The following is a 15760-nucleotide window of genomic DNA, read 5'->3' on the forward strand; positions in this document are numbered from 1 at the left end:
CTCCTTAAAGGTCCGCCGGGGAGGCAAGGTGGCCAGTGATTGCGGTTGCCGCTGCGACAAGCGGCGACACCAGGTGGGTGCGGCCGCCGGGGCCCTGACGGCCCTCGAAGTTGCGGTTGCTTGTCGACGCTGACCGCTCCCCCGGCTGCAACTGATCCGGGTTCATGCCCAAGCACATCGAGCAGCCGGCGGTACGCCAGTCCGCTCCGAAGTCGCGGAAGATCTGGTCCAGGCCTTCTGCCTCCGCCTGCTGCTTCACCATTGCGGAAGAGGGAACGACCATCATGCGGGTGTTCTCGTGAATCTTCTTGCCCTTGATGACCTCCGCAGCTGCACGCAGGTCTTCAATGCGCGCATTGGTGCACGAACCAAGGAAGACAGTGTCGATCTTGATGTCCCGCAGCGGGGTGCCCGGCTCAAGATCCATGTACTTCAACGCCTTCTCGGCGGCTGCCTTGAGGGTGTCGTCGCCAAAGGACTCCGGGTCCGGCACAGTCTCAGCCAGCGGCAGACCCTGACCAGGGTTGGTGCCCCAGGTGACAAACGGGGTCAGCGCCGAACCATCGATTTCGACGACAGTGTCGAATTCGGCGCCTTCATCAGTCGGCAAGGTCTTCCAGTAGGCGACGGCGTCGTCCCAGTCCTTGCCTTGTGGTGCGTATTCGCGGCCTTTGACGTACTCGAAGGTCTTCTCGTCAGGGGCCACCATGCCGGCACGGGCACCGCCCTCGATGGACATGTTGCAGATGGTCATGCGCGCTTCCATCGACAGCTTCTCGATGGCCTCTCCGCGGTACTCAATGATGTGGCCGGATCCGCCGTTGGTGCCGATCTTCGCGATGATCGCCAAAATCAAGTCCTTAGCAGTGACTCCGGGCTGCAATTCCCCGGAGACCTCGATAGCCATGGTCTTGAACGGCTTGAGCGGCAGCGTCTGGGTCGCCATGACATGCTCAACCTCGGAAGTGCCAATGCCCATGCCGATCGATCCGAACGCACCGTGGGTCGAGGTGTGGGAGTCGCCGCACACGATCGTCATGCCCGGCTGAGTGATGCCCAGCTGCGGTCCAACGGTGTGGACAATGCCCTGCTTGACGTCGCCCATGGAGTGCAGACGGACACCGAACTCTTCGCAGTTCTTGCGCAGGGTGGACACCTGGGTGCGGGAGGTCAGCTCCTCGATCTCCAGCAAATTGCCGGACTTAATGCCCACGGTGGGCACGTTGTGGTCCTCAGTAGCTAGGTGTTGCTGGGGGTTGCGGATCGTGCGTCCGTTCATGCGCAGGCCGTCGAACGCCTGCGGTGAGGTGACCTCGTGGAGAAGTTGGAAGTCGATGTAAATCAGATCCGGGCCTCCGTTCTCACCTTTGGTGATCACGTGATCGCGCCAAACCTTTTCCGCCAAAGTCAATGGCTTGTCCGCATTAACGGCCACCTCAAACACTCTCCTTAAAGCATGTTCCCAATAGGCGGGACAATCGAGTCCATTCAATGGGACAGTCTAGCGGAGGCCAGACCGTTTCACGCAATCCTAGGCAAAACCGTTTTGCCACCCTCGTTCACCCTGCGCCCTGAACGAACACACCCCTACCACGGTCGATACCACTGTCCACATAGTGGATTGCTATCATCCGCACCGTGGGAAACACTGCAGAACTTTCCGGCATCAAGGTCCTTGACCGTTCCATCGCCATCATCGACGCCATCGCCGCCGGCGAGAAGACCCTCGCCCAGCTGAGCGCCGCGACGGAACTCCCCCGTGCGACGACCCACCGCCTTGCCACGGCGTTGGAGATTCACCACATCCTCGTCCGCACGGAAGCCGGCGCATGGGCGATCGGCCCCGCGCTCGCACGCTATGCCGCAGCTGGACCGTCACAGGTGATTGACGCTGCTAAACCCATCATGGGCGAGCTAGTGCGCACCACGCACGAGTCCGTCCAGCTCTACGAGCTCACTGGAGCAACCCGCACGTGTGTGGCGGCGATCGAGCCGCCGAGCGGTCTCAACAACACTGTTCCCGTGGGTTCGAAGCTGCCCCTCGACCGTGGCTCTGCTGCGAAGGTGTTTGCCGCCTATGAGCACATCGACACCCCGTTCAACTCTGCGGAGCTCGGCCGGATCCTCACCACCCGTCTGGCCGAATCCGTCGGCGAGCGTGAGGTCGAGCTGGCCAGCGTATCCACTCCCATTCACAGCGCCAACGGTGCGCTTCTTGCCGTGCTGTCCATCTCCGGCCCGGTCGAACGCCTCAAGCCCTCCCCTGCGCAGATGTGGGGAGCCGAACTGCTCAGCGCAGCCGACGCCTTGATGGCCGCAATCTAACCTGCGTCGATAGAGTCAAGCGCGCCGACCGGCCAGACCACGTTCTTCGCCAGCGGGATCTGGTGGGAAGCGCTTTCCAGAATGTGCATGAAGTAGCCGGCAGAGTTCGGGATCGCGACGATATCGCCCGGCCGTACCCCACGGGGGAAACGGATCCGCCGCCGCAGGATCACCTCGTCTTCGATGCAGTAGGCGCCCACCAGGAACGCCTCGACCTCCTCGTCGGTGGAACCGGGGGCGTCCGTCACCAGAACCGGATCGACCAGGTAGTCATCCGATGTGGTCCGGCATTGCGTCCGATTCATCGCCAGGCCGACGAGTGGCAGCCCATCGCTGCGGTGCTTGGTGAATTCGACGGTGGCGAGGATGAGGCCACAGCCGTCGAGAAGCGAGCGGCCTGGCTCCAAATGCAACCGTAAGCCGCGTGAGGTGAGCTCTTGCGCAACACCGTCGGCGAGCACGTCGCGCAGCCATGCACCGCGCACGGGCCGCTGCCAGTAAGGGTAGGTGTTGTGCAGCGGGTCGCCCTTCCACGTGAACGGCTCCGCGTAGCCCTCCCGCATGGCGCGCAGCGAGTCCTGGGTGTGATTCCACTGCTCCTCATCATCGAGGTAGCTCATGGGCACACCGCCACCGACATCAATGAACTGCGGGTCGTGCCCGCTCGCCCGCAGCTTATCGACGAGCCCGACGCACTCCCGCAGTGCTGCCGACCGGTCCGCAGCAGCGTAACCGTGGAGGTGAACGTGCACCCCTGCAACCGTCACGGAGCCCACTGGCTCGCTCAACCGCTGCGCCCAGACCTGAGAACGTTCGCCGAAGCGGGTCGGCGGCATCGTCTGCGGATCCGGCGCGAGACGCGGAGCCACCAAGGCGGTGCGGTCACCGGCAATGGCGATGATGCGCTCCAACTCGGTCACGTTGTCGGCGGAGATGACCACCCCGTTAGCGATGGCGAGCTCGAGCAACGCGTCCGACTTGATCGCCGCGGAGAGAATGATCCGCTCCCCCGGCACGCCCCGATCCAGGACTTGGCGCAGCTCGTTCTCACTGGCCACATCAACACCATGCCCGGCGTCGCGCATCGTGTCCACAAACACGAGTCCCTTGTTGGCTTTGCGGGCGAAGAAGATCTTCACCTCGACTCCCGTGGAGGCGCCCGCGCTGACGAGCTCGTCGACGTTCGCCAGCATCGGTTCCGGATTGAGCACATTGACCGGGCTTGAGAATTCCTCGAGCAGGTTCCGGCAGTCGTTGTAGCTGCTTGTGAGTTCCTCAGCCCAGGGCTCGATCCGGGCCGTCATCGGCGGGACACCGTGCACGCGCTCGGGATTCTCCATCGCCTCAGTGACAACGCGGCGTGCCCACCGCGGGATCTCGTCATGTTGCGTCCGGTTCAGGGTGTCCAGGCCGAGAACCCACCCTTCAGTCATCCGTCCCGCCGCCGCAATGTGGCGCTGACCGGTGATCGTGGCGTCTCGGTCAATGACCAGACCATTCGTTTCAGGGTCGATTGTGCCGATGCCGCGGTCCACCAGGTCGGCCACCAGAGTGCCCGGAACGACTCCGGGCGGCGCGATGACCCCGTCGATCACGACTGTCGCTTTGACCTCACGCGCGGCGGCTGCCAGATCAGCGTTATCGCCCCCACGGTCGAGAATGTCGGTCCGCACGACACCCTTTTCGATCAGATCCAGCAGGTCAGCAGCAGGGCCGGCAAACGGCCCGAACGCGACGCGCTCGAGGCGGCGGGTGAGGTCGCCAAAGCTGTCGAGGCTCTCCCGCCCGCCGAAGGATGCACGCTCAATCACGGCCGGATAGGCCTTGCGGAAGGCGATGCCCACCGCGTGCGCGGGCGTGACCGGCTCGGTGACGGAACGCCGAAAATCCTCCACCGGATCGCCTTTGTCGGTCCCGGCGAGAACCTGCTCGATGGCATTCCGGTCTGCGTCACCGGTCTCGCGCTCGAGAATCCCTGCCGCGCATTCGGCCAGTGCGTCCACGATGTCCTGCGTGTTTGTTGCGGCACGGATTGCGTCCTGGGCGCGGTCGACGAGGTCGTCGATAAGCGTCGTGGGCTCATGCTTGGCCTCCATGAACCTGCCCGAGCGCGTCACGGGGTAGATCGCTTTCGCAGAGATGACGCGGGTGATGTCGATGAACGTCAGTGCGGCGCCGCGCACGACCACCACGTCGTCGGGAGTCACGGTCGCGAGAGCCTGAGGGGTGGCGGGCGCAATGACCCGCACGTTCTCTCCCAGGCCCAGATCCGCGTGGGCCAACGATCCGGGCCAGTCGTCGGCGTGGCCGGTGGTGATGAGGACGTCGTCGAAAAGCGTGCCCTCAACCTCCCATTGCTCACCGCGGGGACGAATGTCCTTGACCCACGTGCGCCGCCAGTCGATCGTGCACGTACGCGGCGCGAATGTCTGCAGATCGCCCCAAGCTTTTCCGAGGAAGTCACCGGCGGTGCTGCGCGAGGCCGGTTCATCTTCACGACTGAAGTTCTCGAAACTGGAGCTGTGCGACCGGATCGCGCTGTGCGGCACGTTGAGCACCCACTGCTCAGGCTGATCCAGTTCGTACGCGTTCCTCGCACCCACCGTGCCGGAGGAGAACACCGTGAGATCGATAGCCACGCCGCGCTGGCGGGCGAAGTCGAAGAGCTCTTCAGCAGCCCACAGTCCGCGCGGTCCGGCACCGATGATCGCAACTGTTCTACCCATCGAAATCCACTCCCAGCTTCTCTGCCACCCACTCGTCGTTGTACATCGTGTCTAGGTACGCGACTCCAGAGTCGTGGAAGATCGCCACGACATCGCCTTCTAGTTCCGCATGCTTTTCGACGCACGCAGCCACCGCTCCCCCAGACGCCCCCGGCAAGAATCCCGTCGCGGCGGCCAAGCGGCGACCGGCCGCCACGCAATCAGCTGCGCTGACCCTCACGACCTCGTGCGGTGTGACGTCGCCGGCGAGATCCGGAACCACGCCAGCGCCAAAGCCAGGCAGCAGCCGCTCGCCGCGTTCTCCGCCGAAAAGAACCGACCCTTCTGCGTCGACAGCAATCACAGTGGTATCCATGCCGTGCTCCTCGATGTAGCGCAGACATCCTCCGACAGTGCCCGTCGTGCTCACTGCCACGACCAAGTAGTCCGGCGCGTGCCCAAGTTGGTCCACAATCTCGCGCATCGTGCCCTCGCTGTGCGCAGTGAACGCCGCGCGGTTGGAGTACTGGTCCAAGTTGACCGCACCGAGCTTATCGACGAGCTCCGCGACCTTGATCCTCCGCGCCGCCAACCAGTCCCCCGTGCGTGGATCCGGTTTCGTGACCGCATGGATCGTCGCACCGAGCGCCTCCATGTGCGCCACCGTTGACGAGTTCGTGCGTTGGTCCACAACGCAGTGGAAATCCCACCCGCCGACGGCGGCCTCACGCGCTAGAGCGACACCGAGATTGCCGGAACTCGACTCGACCACCGTCACACCGGGAGCAACGAGCCCCTGTTCTTCTGCGGCTTTCACTAGAGCCCGCGCTGTACGGTCTTTCGCGCTGCCTCCAGGGTTGAACGATTCCAGTTTTCCCCATACCCGCCGGCCACTGGAGGCCCCGTCGCCGGTGTCGAGACGTATGAGGGGCGTGGAACCTATGGTGTCGAGCAACCGACGGTTTTCAATCATGCCCGCCAGCTTATGTGAAGCGGGTGGGGTTAGGCTTGGGCGCATGAGCGACAACACTACTCAGGACAACCGTTACGACGCTGGCATGGCCGTGCGCCGCGACGTCATGGGAGATGACTTTGTCGACGCGGCGCTCGAGCGCAACACCGGCAAAGACGGCGAAGAACTGCAAAACCACGTCACAGCCACCGTGTGGGGCTCGGTATGGACGCGCGACGGACTTTCCCGCCGCGACCGCAGCTTGCTCAACATCGGCATGCTGGTCGCACTGCGCGCCACTGAGGAGCTGCGTGGCCATGTCCGCGGCGCACTTGTCAACGGCCTCACGCGCGAGGAGATCACCGAGGCGATCATCCACTCCTCCGGTTACTGTGGCGCCCCCGCAGCGCTTTCTGCGATGAAGGTGGCCCAAGAAGTGCTCGAGAACGAGCTCGGCCCGAAGGCCTAAGACTTAATGCTCAATCCCTGCTCAGCACGCAGGTCATCTGCAGAGATGTAGTACGTTTCCATCGTTCCGTCGACCACGACCATGAGGTTGGACATGTCATCGGGCAGCCCTGCACCGGCTTTGCTGAGCTCGGCACGGATCTGTTCCGGTGCCCACGACGCGTCAATCGTGATGGGAATGGGAAGAGTCACGCCTGCGATCTGAGACGTGATGGTCATCCTGGCCACGAGGATGTGAAAGTTCCCGTTGAGAGTGGTGATCACCCCTGGGCCGGACCGCTGCCAGATATCCTCCACACCGGCGGAAGCACCGGGGAACCGAACACGCAGGTTGTCCAACTCCACACGGTTGCAATCGATGCGGATCGCGGGTTTGGACCCCTGCATCGTGTTCACCTGGACGTAGGACATCTTGACGTCGCCCAGCAGCTTCGTGGAGTCCGATTGGACCGTGTATGTCTCCCCCGAGGGAGTCATCATATTCTCGATCGGCGCCGGCGGGTCGAAGTCGAAACCGCCGATCTGCCGGGGCACTACACCGCGACCCGACAGCTGCGGTGGAAGGTCAAGGCCTTCAAGCTCGGGGGTTGGAAGCACCGGCGGCGGTGGAGGTAATGGGGGCAGTGATGACGGTGCTGGAAGGGGCGGCGGCGGTGGCAGTTCCAACGAAGGCAACGGAGGCACGGGAGGAAACTGCGCGACAGCGACCTGCGGCGCGGCCACGACCATGGTTGCGGCCGTGAGTGCAGCTGCTACTTGTCCCCTGACTTTCATGCGGTTTTCTCCCCTGGCGCCCAGGACAAGGCCCACGCCCCGCCGATGAGAGCGAAGAGGGTGCCGATGATGAAACCGCCGAAATTCGACGTGGGCAAAGCAATGAATCCGAGCAGCATGGCGGTCACCCCAGTGAGAATGCGGGCCTGCGGCTGCCCCCACGTCATCAAGCCACAAACGATGAGCAGAACACCCACGAGCAAGGTGGACACGCCCGAGATCGTGCTGATCTGGATCATGATGTTAGACACCTCGAAGGAGAGGTAGGCCGGCATGAGGATGATCACACCGGCGATGATCATGCACAGCCCCGCGCCGAACGGCCGTCCGCCGCGCCATCCCGCGAAACCGCGATTGATCTTCTCGACGTTGTCATCTGTGTCGGCGGGACCCTCCGCCGTGCCGGGGACGTTGGTGGGACCGTCGAAGAGTTCGTTGATGCCCCCGTGCTCCGGCCCACGTGAATTAGCACTCACCTTCGCCCTCTTTCACCACCTTAATCTGCCCGCCGGCGGCTGTGAGCTTGTCAGCGGACAGGGACGTGGCGTAGATCAGCTGGTTCTTTGCAGACAGGTGCGTCATGGAAATACCGAAGGAGCCCGGCTCAGCCTTATCGGACAACTGCTGGGCGTCCACACCGATCTGCGGGTTGGTCATTGTCATGGTGCCGTTGAGTTCCTTGGCGCCGATGACCAGGTTGGTAGCTTTCGTGCTTGCCCCCGGGGCCTTCATTTGGAAGCGACGATCCCCCAAACCGGGGAGCTTAATCGGCGCGGACATGCATAGGTCGGTGATCGTCGCGTCCTCCAGCTTGAGGCGAGACACGGCTACTTCACTGTCCTTCAAGGTCTCTCGGTCGACGAAGAGGCTGAAGTTGTCGGCCTCAATGCCGCCGACCTGCTGGGTGAAGATCACATTCGACAATGCGAGACCAGCGGTGAGCCCGTTCTGCGCCATCGCCACACCTTCACCGGCGAGAATGATCAGCCCCACACCGGTGATAACAGCAAACCGGAGTTTCTTGGTGTGTCCCATGCCCACGCTCCTTTATGTTTGTGTAGCAAACACTACTCCTGAGCGGACGCTACGTCAGCGAAACACGACAAAACCCCGGCGGTTTGCAAAGAACCGCCGGGGCGTGGATCGGTCACGGTTAGGTAGCCGCAGGAGCTTCTGGCTCATCGGGCTTGTTGCCCGAAAAGAAGAATGCGCAGAATATGGTCGCCGCTAGCGCACACGAAATCATGGTCCGCATGAGAGAATCTTCCACCCCGATCCGAACGGCGACAACTGTCCAAACCGTAGCGGCGAACAGCGCGAGCAACAGACCAACAATATTTCTAACCATGACAACCCCTCCATTGGCATCTCGTTTCACTGACCTAATCAGGATTCAACCGGGATTCGTTACGCCAATGTGCACAGGGCTTCTTGAACAAAAGAAAAACCCTTCCACTCCGGTATGGAATGAAAGGGTTTTAGCTTTGTACCCCGTACGGGATTTGAACCCGTGTTACCGCCGTGAGAGGGCGACGTCCTAGGCCGCTAGACGAACGGGGCGCGCTCGCTTGTTGCGACTTGCTCACTCTAAATGGTGATGGCGCCGAACGCCAAATCCCTAGGTCAACAAGCGGCTAAGCGTTCGCTTCTAACTTTCTTTGAACAGGGGCTTTCCGTTGGTGCCCACGGAAAAGATCGCCAGAAAAACAACCAGTCCCATAGCAACGGTGACAATGGCCGAAACAATTTGGTTTTCAATGCCGTATTGCGCGGAGACAATTGCCCACGCCATAGCGATAACGACCGCGACAGAAAAGCCGGCGATTCTCTTACCCATAATTCCCCTCCATGTGAGTAATCGGTTTCGTTTGTTAATTGCTCCGCAAACCCCCTCCGTTACACGAACCTAGGTCTCCACTTCTCCCTTAGGCTTTCGACCCACGTTGTAGACCGCCGTGAACACCGCCGCCCCGATTGCAACCGCGACAATAAGAGTCACAAAGTTGTTCTCAATGCCAAGATATTCAGACATATAGAAAAACCCTTTCACTCCACTGTGGAATGAAAGGGTCTTCTCGCTGTACCCCGTACGGGATTTGAACCCGTGTTACCGCCGTGAGAGGGCGACGTCCTAGGCCGCTAGACGAACGGGGCATTAGGACTTTTCTGTCCTGCAGTTCACTACTTGAAGCGGACTGCAGCTGGCCTACCAGGACTCGAACCTAGAATGACGGTACCAGAAACCGTAGTGTTGCCAATTACACCATAGGCCATCGTCATACTGTGCGGCTGCTTGTCAGCCGCACTGAACAACGTCGATAACTATAACCACGGTGCGCAATGAGCACCAAATCCGCTGGTGATGCCAGCAAATTACGGCGCTGTCATTTGCTATTGCCCGGCAGCAAACGGGGTCTGCTCGCGCGCTGCACGCAAACGCGCCATGGTCGATTCACGTCCGAGGAGCTCCATAGACTCAAACAGCGGCGGGGAGATAGCTTCACCCGAGATGCCCACTCGCAAGGCCCCGTAGGCTTTGCGGGGTTTGAGGCCGAGATCGTCGATAAGCGCCTTGCTCAAGGCCGCTTCAATGTTCACGGTGGTCCACTCCCCAACTGCTTCAAGTGCCGCAAGGCCGGCGTCGAGCGGCTCCGCGGCATCTTCCTTGAGGTTCTTCTTCGCAGCTTTCTCGTCGAGCTCCAATTCTCCATCCGGTGTGACCAAGAACTTGAGCAGACCGTATGCGTCACCAAGCACCTTGATGCGCGTCTGCACAAGATCCGCAGCGATAGCGAACTTATCTTCGGGGTAGTCGGCCGGGAAGTCCGTGTACTCGGTGAGGTAGTCACGCAGGCGGTTCTTGAAATCCTCAGGCTCCAGCATGCGAATGTGGTCAGCGTTGATGGCTTCGAGCTTCTTCTCGTCAAAACGCGCAGGGTTTGATAGCACGTCATTGATATCGAAGGCTTTGATGAACTCATCGACGGAGAACACATCCTGGTCTGCGGACAAGGACCACCCCAGCAGCGCGAGGTAGTTGATCATTCCCTCGGGGATGATGCCGTTGTCGCGGTGGTTAAACAGGTTCGACTCGGGGTCGCGCTTGGACAGCTTCTTGTTGCCCTGCCCCATGACGAACGGCAGGTGACCGAACTCCGGAGTGATTTCAGCGACACCAATGCGCTGCAGTGCCTCGTAGAGAGCGATTTGGCGCGGGGTCGACGAGAGCAGGTCCTCACCGCGCAACACGTGCGTGATGCCCATGAGCGCGTCATCGACAGGGTTGACCAGGGTGTACAGCGGCGCACCGGTAGAGCGGGCGACAACGTAGTCTGGCTGCGTCGCGGCCTTGAACTCCATCTCTCCGCGGACGAGGTCGTTCCACGCCCAGTCCTTCTCCGGCATGCGCAGGCGCCACACCGGCTCGCGTCCCTCTGCCTTGTAGGCCGCGACCTGCTCTTCGGTGAGCTCGCGGTCGAAGTTGTCGTATCCCAACTGCGGGTCGCGGCCGGCCGCGATGTGACGCTCCTTGACTTCCTCTGCTGTGGAGTACGCCGGGTACACTTCACCGGCATCAATCAGCTTGTCCAGAACTTCTTTGTAGATGTCCATGCGCTGCGACTGACGGTACGGCTCGTGCGGGCCACCAGTGACCACGCCTTCGTCCCAATCCAAACCCAGCCAGGTCAGAGAATCGATGATGGCCTGGTAGGACTCCTCCGAGTCACGGGCTGCGTCAGTGTCCTCGATGCGGAAAACGAGCTTGCCGCCGGTGTGGCGGGCGTGCGCCCAATTGAAAAGCGCCGTCCGGACCATTCCCACGTGGGGCGTTCCGGTCGGCGACGGGCAAAAACGAACTCTCACAGGGGCATCAGTCATGCCCCCAACTGTAGCGCGCGCCTACTTGTGCACGCGCGAGAGCACCGCCCACATGTCGTTAGCTGCCGACGGGTCGTACCACCAGTTGTGGCCGGAGACTTGCACCTTGACTCTCTGCGTCGGCTTGGAGCATCCCGCGGGACACACATGCCACTTGAGTAGCACGCACTAATTTGCTCAACGCGGAACCCAAATTGCCTGTCAACCCGGCGGATGCGGTGCTTGCCGGGGACGCTAAAATCGTTGCTCATGCCCTCACCCCGCCCTGAAACTGCGCCCGACTTCCTGTTGTCGCGGGCCAGCGGTTCCGTGCGCACTCAGGGAACCACCTCGACATTCATCGAACCGTGGGATGCGGTAGCTGCTCTGCAGCGTCGAGAGGTGAACATGGTGGTGGGAGCACTCCCTTTCGACCGGGATGCGCCAGCCGCCCTCACTGTGCCAGAGCAGATCATTACCGAGGCGGGAACCTTACAGCCGCACTCGTACTACCGCGAAGGGCCGGGCGCTCAACTCCACGCGGCGGTTGCCGGGTATGACCCAGAACCCCACGAACACCTACGCCGTGTGGAGGCGGCGGTGGACACAATCTGCAACTCGATCCTGGACAAGGTAGTACTGGCCCGGTCCGTCGACTTCGTCTTCGATCCCCCTGTCGACCCACGCCTTGTTGCAGCGCGATTGATTGAACTTTCCTCCACCCGCGACGGGTTCATCGCCGACCTGACTCCCGCTGGAAAGCCCGGACACATGATTGTCGGCTCCTCCCCCGAGCTCCTCATACGCAAGCAGGGGCTGGAGATCACCTCATATCCGCTTGCCGGTTCCGCACCCCGCATTTTCGACGATGAGGATGCTGACCGTGCAGCAGGCGAGAAGCTGTACAACTCTACAAAGGATCTCGACGAGCACTCCTACGTCGTCGAGCACATTCGAGACATTCTCACTCCGCTGTGCCGGGAGCTGACCATTCCGGACCGGCCCGTTCTCGACCGCACGAACGAGATGTGGCACCTTGCCACACCGATCAAAGGCGTGCTCTACGACCCCGCCCCCAGCGCACTCGACCTAGCCACCCGCCTCTACCCCACTCCCGCTGTCTGCGGATCCCCGCAGTACGCTGCGGAAGCGTTGATCACCACCGCGGAGACGGACCGATCGTTCTACGCAGGGACGGTTGGCTGGTGCGATTCCCACGGTGACGGTGAATACATGGTGTCCATCCGCTGCGCCGAGGTCAATGGTGACGGTACTGCTGCCCGCGCGTGGGCCGGCGGCGGCCTAGTGGCAGCCTCGAAACCAGAAGAGGAGCTCGCGGAAACAACCGCGAAGCTCCTCACCATCCAGCGTGCGCTGGGCCTCTAGTCAGCGATAGCGCTTGTTACGCGCGCTCAACCGGGTTGGCCAGCGAGCCGACTCCGGCAATTTCCACCTCAATCCGGTCGCCCGGAACCATTTCAGCAGTTCCTGCTGGGGAGCCGGTGCAAATGACGTCGCCCGGGAGCAGCGTGTAAGCGGAGGTGATGAACTCGATGATCTTCCCCAGCTTCCAGATCATTTGGTTGGAGTTGGAATCCTGCTTGGTCTCGGTCTCACCGTCGTGCGTCAGGTGCGCCTTGATGGACAGGTCGTCGAAGTCGAACTTGTCCAGGTCGGTCTCGATCCACGGGCCCAGCGGGCAGAAAGTGTCGATGCCCTTGGCGCGCGCCCACTGGCCGTCAGCGAATTGCAGATCGCGGGAGGAAACGTCATTGACGATCGTGACGCCGCGGACGACGGACTTCCAGTTTTCAGCCTTGACATTCTTGCACGGTGTTCCGATGACCAATGCGAGCTCGCCCTCGAACTCGACGCGGGTGGCGAACTCGGGAATCTTGATGGCCGCCTCCGGTCCGATCACGGCTGTCGGCGGCTTCAGGAAGAGAGTCGGCGGCAAGTGCTCTGCGGACTGTTTGAACACCTCAGCGACGTGGTCGGCGTAGTTGCGGCCAATGGCTACCACCTTGCTGGGCAGCATCGGGGCGAGAAGGCGTACGTCCTCTAGCGCCCACTCCTTGCCCGTGTATTCCGGCTCAGTGAACGGAGTACCGGCGATCTGCTTGGCGGTCGTGCCGTCGTCGTCGATGACTGCGAAAGTCATTCCCTCGGGTGTCGCAATTCGTCCAAAACGCATGGGGTTGAGCATACGCGACGAAAAATATTCAGGGCTATTTGGCTGTCAGCGCCAGATAGAGTTCCGCGCAGGCGAGCGCGTCAGTCAACGCGTTGTGGTTACCGTAATCGGGCAGGTTATACCGGCTGCGCACGCGAGCGAGACGCAGATCCTCCCCGCGTGGGTACGTGGCCATGCGCTCCATATGGCGGCGTTCGAGGGAGAGAGTGTCTACGACTTCGTCCTCACGAAGCCGGAAGCGCTTTCCATACACCCTCTTGTGCAGCGCATCAATGAAGTCAGTCTCCATTTGCGCGAAATGCGCCAGCAGCGCGCGCCCCTCGATAGCCTGCAGGAAAGCATCGAGAGCGACCTGCGCATCCACACCCTCGCGCGCGATGTCGTCGTCAGTGACCCCGTGCACCGTTGCAGAGTCGCCTACCGACGCCCCCACCAACACGAAATAGCCGGCACCGGAGAGATCAATCACTCGGTCCGTCACCGGCACCCACCCGATGGAGACGAGGTGGTGCTCATCCGGTTTCAGCCCGGTAGTCTCCACATCCACCGCCAGCAGCTGGCCGTCGACGATGTCTCGCTTGGGCGGACCGAACAGGCCGCCGCCTTTCAGACCGAGCATCTAGATCGACCCAACCGGGAATTTCGACGCCATCGCGGATTGCAGTCCCTTGATGATGCGGAAGGAGTCACGCAGTGCGTCGCGGTCAATACTGGACAGCTGGGTCGGGTCGATACGGTAGTTCGGTTCTTCACCAGCACGGACCTGATTCGCTTGGTGCCGCAGCGCGAGGTTGGAAATGTAGTCGTAGGCGCGCAAGAGATCTTCGGCGCCCCGCGGAGAAATGCTCTGCCCTGCCGATGCCTCAATGCGCGTCTGCGTGCCCACGTCGGTAGCGCTCGCCAGGATCGCATAAAGTCGCGCCATCTGCACCACCGCCGCAGTGCCACCCTTCTTCACGTCGAGGGTGGCGGCGTACTCGCCGGACCGCTCCACAACAAAGCCGCGGAAGAATCCGATCGGGGGTTCGCGTCGCGTCGCGAGCGCCGCGAGATGCGCGTGCAGGCGCTGTGAACCATGCGCGGCGACCACTGCGTTGTCGTGGACGCGCTGCGCCATCTCCTCGTCGCCGAACAGGCAGCGGAAGTCGAAGAAGATCTGCGCGTTAAGCAGCGCCTCGGACTCGGGAGCGGTGATCCACGTGTGGAAGGTCGCGTTCCACTCGTCCTCCGTCATCCGCCATTGCGGCTGGGAAGCCATCATTTCACCCGGACACAACGCCTGGCCAGCTTCGGCCAGTCCGGTGCAGATGAACTCCGTGAAGCGGCGAAAGTAGTCGCCGTGCTCGGCCTCGTTGTAGGAGTTATCCAGCACCAGAGCGTTGTCTTGGTCCGACGCTGGGCCCATTTCACGGCGTGCCTGGGAGCCCACTGCGACGAACACGTACGGCACGGGCGCGGGACCGAGCTCTTCAGCCGCCAGTTCAGCGAGTCTGCGTGCGATCGCATCAGCGATGCTGGTCAGGAGTTGCTGCACTTCGCGTGCCGACGAGCCCCTGTCCAGGAAGCGGGCCGCCACGGCGGCGGCTCGTCGATAAGCATCTTTGAGCTCGTCCCTGCTGCTTCCCGCTACGTCTGCGGCGAGGTAGATCGGGTCGGACTGGAGCTGGTGCATGATGTCCGAACTGGTCAGCACACCGACGATCTGGTCGTCTTGGGTCACCGGGAGGTGGTGAATGCCCAACTCGCTCAAGATGAGCATGGCTTCAAACAACTTCGTGTCCGGGGCGATCGTGCGCACCGGCGCTGTCATCACCTCCGCCACCTGTACCGAGGTGTCCAGACCTTTCGCTACCACACGTTTACGCAAGTCGCGGTCGGTGAGAATGCCTGTTTCCGCGCCGCCGCAGATGACGATGCTGGACACGTTCGCCTCAACCATCTTCACTGCGGTTGCGCGGATGGACTCGTCGAAACGCGCGGTGACCAGGTTCCCCATCCGGATCATGTCGCTGACGGTCATGCGCAGGGTATCGGAATTGCCGGGGTCATTGATCTCGTGGGCGTGTGCAGCGACACGGCGGGACAGCGACTCGAAGAACCGCTTGATGTCCGGGTTGTCAGTGATCAGCTGGGTGAACGGTGCGCGCGGGAGCACGAGCAAAATGCTGTCCTCGATGGCGACCATGGCGTATCTGGACTCAGGCTCATCGACAAGTGTTGAGTATCCGAAGTTGCGGCCGGAATCGCGCCTGTCAATGAGGGCGTCCCCCTCGGCCAGAATATCCACCGCTCCCGACCGGATGATGTACAGGTTGTCGTTCACCTGGCCGTAGTCAACAACCGTCTCACCGCGCCGGACGTAAATGATCCGCATGTGCCGCGGCAGCTCACGAAGGGTCTCCTCTGGCAGGTGCGAGAAGGGCTCGTGCTGGGCAAGGAAGCTGCGGACTTCGTCGAGCTCAACTGTCATGGGGCTAACGTTGC

At 61.9% G+C, this 15760-nt stretch carries 14 protein-coding genes and 3 tRNA genes; 3 read left to right on the forward strand and 14 right to left on the reverse strand.

Translation table 11 applies throughout. The annotated features are described in order from the left end of the window. Nucleotides 1–4: 4 nt before the first annotated feature. Nucleotides 5–1444: a 3-isopropylmalate dehydratase large subunit gene (leuC, locus tag KBX17_RS06965; protein WP_256019089.1), complete on the reverse strand. Its 1440-nt coding sequence runs from the start codon at nucleotides 1442–1444 to the stop codon at nucleotides 5–7. A 194-nt stretch (nucleotides 1445–1638) separates the two neighbouring features. Between leuC and KBX17_RS06970 the strand changes: the two genes are divergently transcribed. After that, entirely contained in the window at nucleotides 1639–2325 is a 687-nt protein-coding gene (locus tag KBX17_RS06970; RefSeq protein WP_256019091.1) for a helix-turn-helix domain-containing protein, read from the forward strand. Here KBX17_RS06970 and KBX17_RS06975 read toward each other — a convergent pair. Together KBX17_RS06975 and KBX17_RS06980 are read right to left on the reverse strand one after the other, a co-directional pair. Further along, entirely contained in the window at nucleotides 2322–5051 is a 2730-nt protein-coding gene (locus tag KBX17_RS06975; RefSeq protein WP_256019092.1) for an FAD/NAD(P)-binding protein, read from the reverse strand. The genes KBX17_RS06970 and KBX17_RS06975 overlap by 4 nt on opposite strands. Beyond that, nucleotides 5044–6003, reverse strand: a complete 960-nt coding sequence (locus KBX17_RS06980; RefSeq protein WP_256019093.1) for a pyridoxal-phosphate dependent enzyme — start codon at nucleotides 6001–6003, stop codon at nucleotides 5044–5046. Before KBX17_RS06980 ends, KBX17_RS06975 begins: the two co-directional genes overlap by 8 nt. A gap of 43 nt (nucleotides 6004–6046) precedes the next feature. On the opposite strand from KBX17_RS06980, the gene KBX17_RS06985 reads away from it, so the two are divergent. Then, on the forward strand, nucleotides 6047–6451 hold the full coding sequence (locus KBX17_RS06985; protein WP_256002796.1) for a carboxymuconolactone decarboxylase family protein: 405 nt from the start codon (nucleotides 6047–6049) through the stop codon (nucleotides 6449–6451). Here the strand turns inward: KBX17_RS06985 and KBX17_RS06990 are convergent. From KBX17_RS06990 to gltX, 8 genes are all read right to left on the reverse strand, one after another. After that, nucleotides 6448–7047, reverse strand: coding sequence for a hypothetical protein (locus tag KBX17_RS06990; protein WP_255997400.1), 600 nt, complete (start codon nucleotides 7045–7047; stop codon nucleotides 6448–6450). The two genes, KBX17_RS06985 and KBX17_RS06990, sit on opposite strands and share 4 nt — an antisense overlap. A gap of 173 nt (nucleotides 7048–7220) precedes the next feature. After that, the gene (locus KBX17_RS06995; RefSeq protein ID WP_005290396.1) at nucleotides 7221–7700 is read right to left on the reverse strand and encodes a DUF6114 domain-containing protein; all 480 of its coding nucleotides are present in this window, start codon (nucleotides 7698–7700) and stop codon (nucleotides 7221–7223) included. Beyond that, entirely contained in the window at nucleotides 7690–8259 is a 570-nt protein-coding gene (locus KBX17_RS07000; RefSeq protein ID WP_255997399.1) for a DUF6230 family protein, read from the reverse strand. The genes KBX17_RS06995 and KBX17_RS07000 overlap by 11 nt, the downstream gene beginning before the upstream one ends. 452 nt (nucleotides 8260–8711) lie before the next feature. Beyond that, a tRNA-Glu gene (locus KBX17_RS07005) sits at nucleotides 8712–8784 on the reverse strand. Nucleotides 8785–8872: 88 nt separating this feature from the next. After that, complete coding sequence (locus KBX17_RS07010) at nucleotides 8873–9061, reverse strand: hypothetical protein (RefSeq protein ID WP_255997398.1); 189 nt, start codon at nucleotides 9059–9061, stop codon at nucleotides 8873–8875. Between the two features lie 244 nt (nucleotides 9062–9305). After that, nucleotides 9306–9378: transfer RNA gene (locus KBX17_RS07015), tRNA-Glu, on the reverse strand. A gap of 47 nt (nucleotides 9379–9425) precedes the next feature. Continuing rightward, nucleotides 9426–9497 (reverse strand) — tRNA-Gln (locus tag KBX17_RS07020). A gap of 118 nt (nucleotides 9498–9615) precedes the next feature. Further along, nucleotides 9616–11103 (reverse strand): glutamate--tRNA ligase, encoded by a 1488-nt coding sequence (gene gltX / locus KBX17_RS07025; RefSeq protein WP_255997397.1) that lies wholly within the window; start codon nucleotides 11101–11103, stop codon nucleotides 9616–9618. Nucleotides 11104–11352: 249 nt separating this feature from the next. On the opposite strand from gltX, the gene KBX17_RS07030 reads away from it, so the two are divergent. Further along, nucleotides 11353–12468, forward strand: a complete 1116-nt coding sequence (locus KBX17_RS07030) for an isochorismate synthase MenF (protein WP_040423755.1) — start codon at nucleotides 11353–11355, stop codon at nucleotides 12466–12468. A gap of 16 nt (nucleotides 12469–12484) precedes the next feature. On the opposite strand, the gene KBX17_RS07035 is transcribed toward KBX17_RS07030, so the two are convergent. The 3 genes from KBX17_RS07035 to KBX17_RS07045 are packed head-to-tail and all read right to left on the reverse strand — an operon-like array spanning nucleotide 12485 to nucleotide 15746. Further along, complete coding sequence (locus tag KBX17_RS07035) at nucleotides 12485–13276, reverse strand: fumarylacetoacetate hydrolase family protein (RefSeq protein ID WP_256019094.1); 792 nt, start codon at nucleotides 13274–13276, stop codon at nucleotides 12485–12487. 34 nt (nucleotides 13277–13310) lie between these two features. Beyond that, on the reverse strand, nucleotides 13311–13895 hold the full coding sequence (locus KBX17_RS07040; RefSeq protein WP_256019095.1) for an exonuclease domain-containing protein: 585 nt from the start codon (nucleotides 13893–13895) through the stop codon (nucleotides 13311–13313). Further along, on the reverse strand, nucleotides 13896–15746 hold the full coding sequence (locus KBX17_RS07045; RefSeq protein WP_256019096.1) for a DUF294 nucleotidyltransferase-like domain-containing protein: 1851 nt from the start codon (nucleotides 15744–15746) through the stop codon (nucleotides 13896–13898). Between the last annotated feature and the right edge of the window lie 14 nt (nucleotides 15747–15760).

Source organism: Corynebacterium sp. CCUG 65737 (genome assembly GCF_024454115.1).
Classification (GTDB): Bacteria; Actinomycetota; Actinomycetes; order Mycobacteriales; family Mycobacteriaceae; genus Corynebacterium; species Corynebacterium genitalium.

Excerpts from the sequence above, each read along its gene's own strand:
- KBX17_RS06975 (WP_256019092.1), bottom strand. The coding sequence starts at position 5,051 with ATGGGTAGAACAGTTGCGATCATCGGTGCCGGACCGCGCGGACTGTGG.
- KBX17_RS06980 (WP_256019093.1), bottom strand. The coding sequence starts at position 6,003 with ATGATTGAAAACCGTCGGTTGCTCGACACCATAGGTTCCACGCCCCTC.
- KBX17_RS06985 (WP_256002796.1), top strand. The coding sequence starts at position 6,047 with ATGAGCGACAACACTACTCAGGACAACCGTTACGACGCTGGCATGGCC.
- KBX17_RS07000 (WP_255997399.1), bottom strand. The coding sequence starts at position 8,259 with ATGGGACACACCAAGAAACTCCGGTTTGCTGTTATCACCGGTGTGGGG.
- KBX17_RS07010 (WP_255997398.1), bottom strand. The coding sequence starts at position 9,061 with ATGGGTAAGAGAATCGCCGGCTTTTCTGTCGCGGTCGTTATCGCTATG.
- gltX (WP_255997397.1), bottom strand. The coding sequence starts at position 11,103 with ATGACTGATGCCCCTGTGAGAGTTCGTTTTTGCCCGTCGCCGACCGGA.
- KBX17_RS07030 (WP_040423755.1), top strand. The coding sequence starts at position 11,353 with ATGCCCTCACCCCGCCCTGAAACTGCGCCCGACTTCCTGTTGTCGCGG.
- KBX17_RS07035 (WP_256019094.1), bottom strand. The coding sequence starts at position 13,276 with ATGCGTTTTGGACGAATTGCGACACCCGAGGGAATGACTTTCGCAGTC.
- KBX17_RS07040 (WP_256019095.1), bottom strand. The coding sequence starts at position 13,895 with ATGCTCGGTCTGAAAGGCGGCGGCCTGTTCGGTCCGCCCAAGCGAGAC.
- KBX17_RS07045 (WP_256019096.1), bottom strand. The coding sequence starts at position 15,746 with ATGACAGTTGAGCTCGACGAAGTCCGCAGCTTCCTTGCCCAGCACGAG.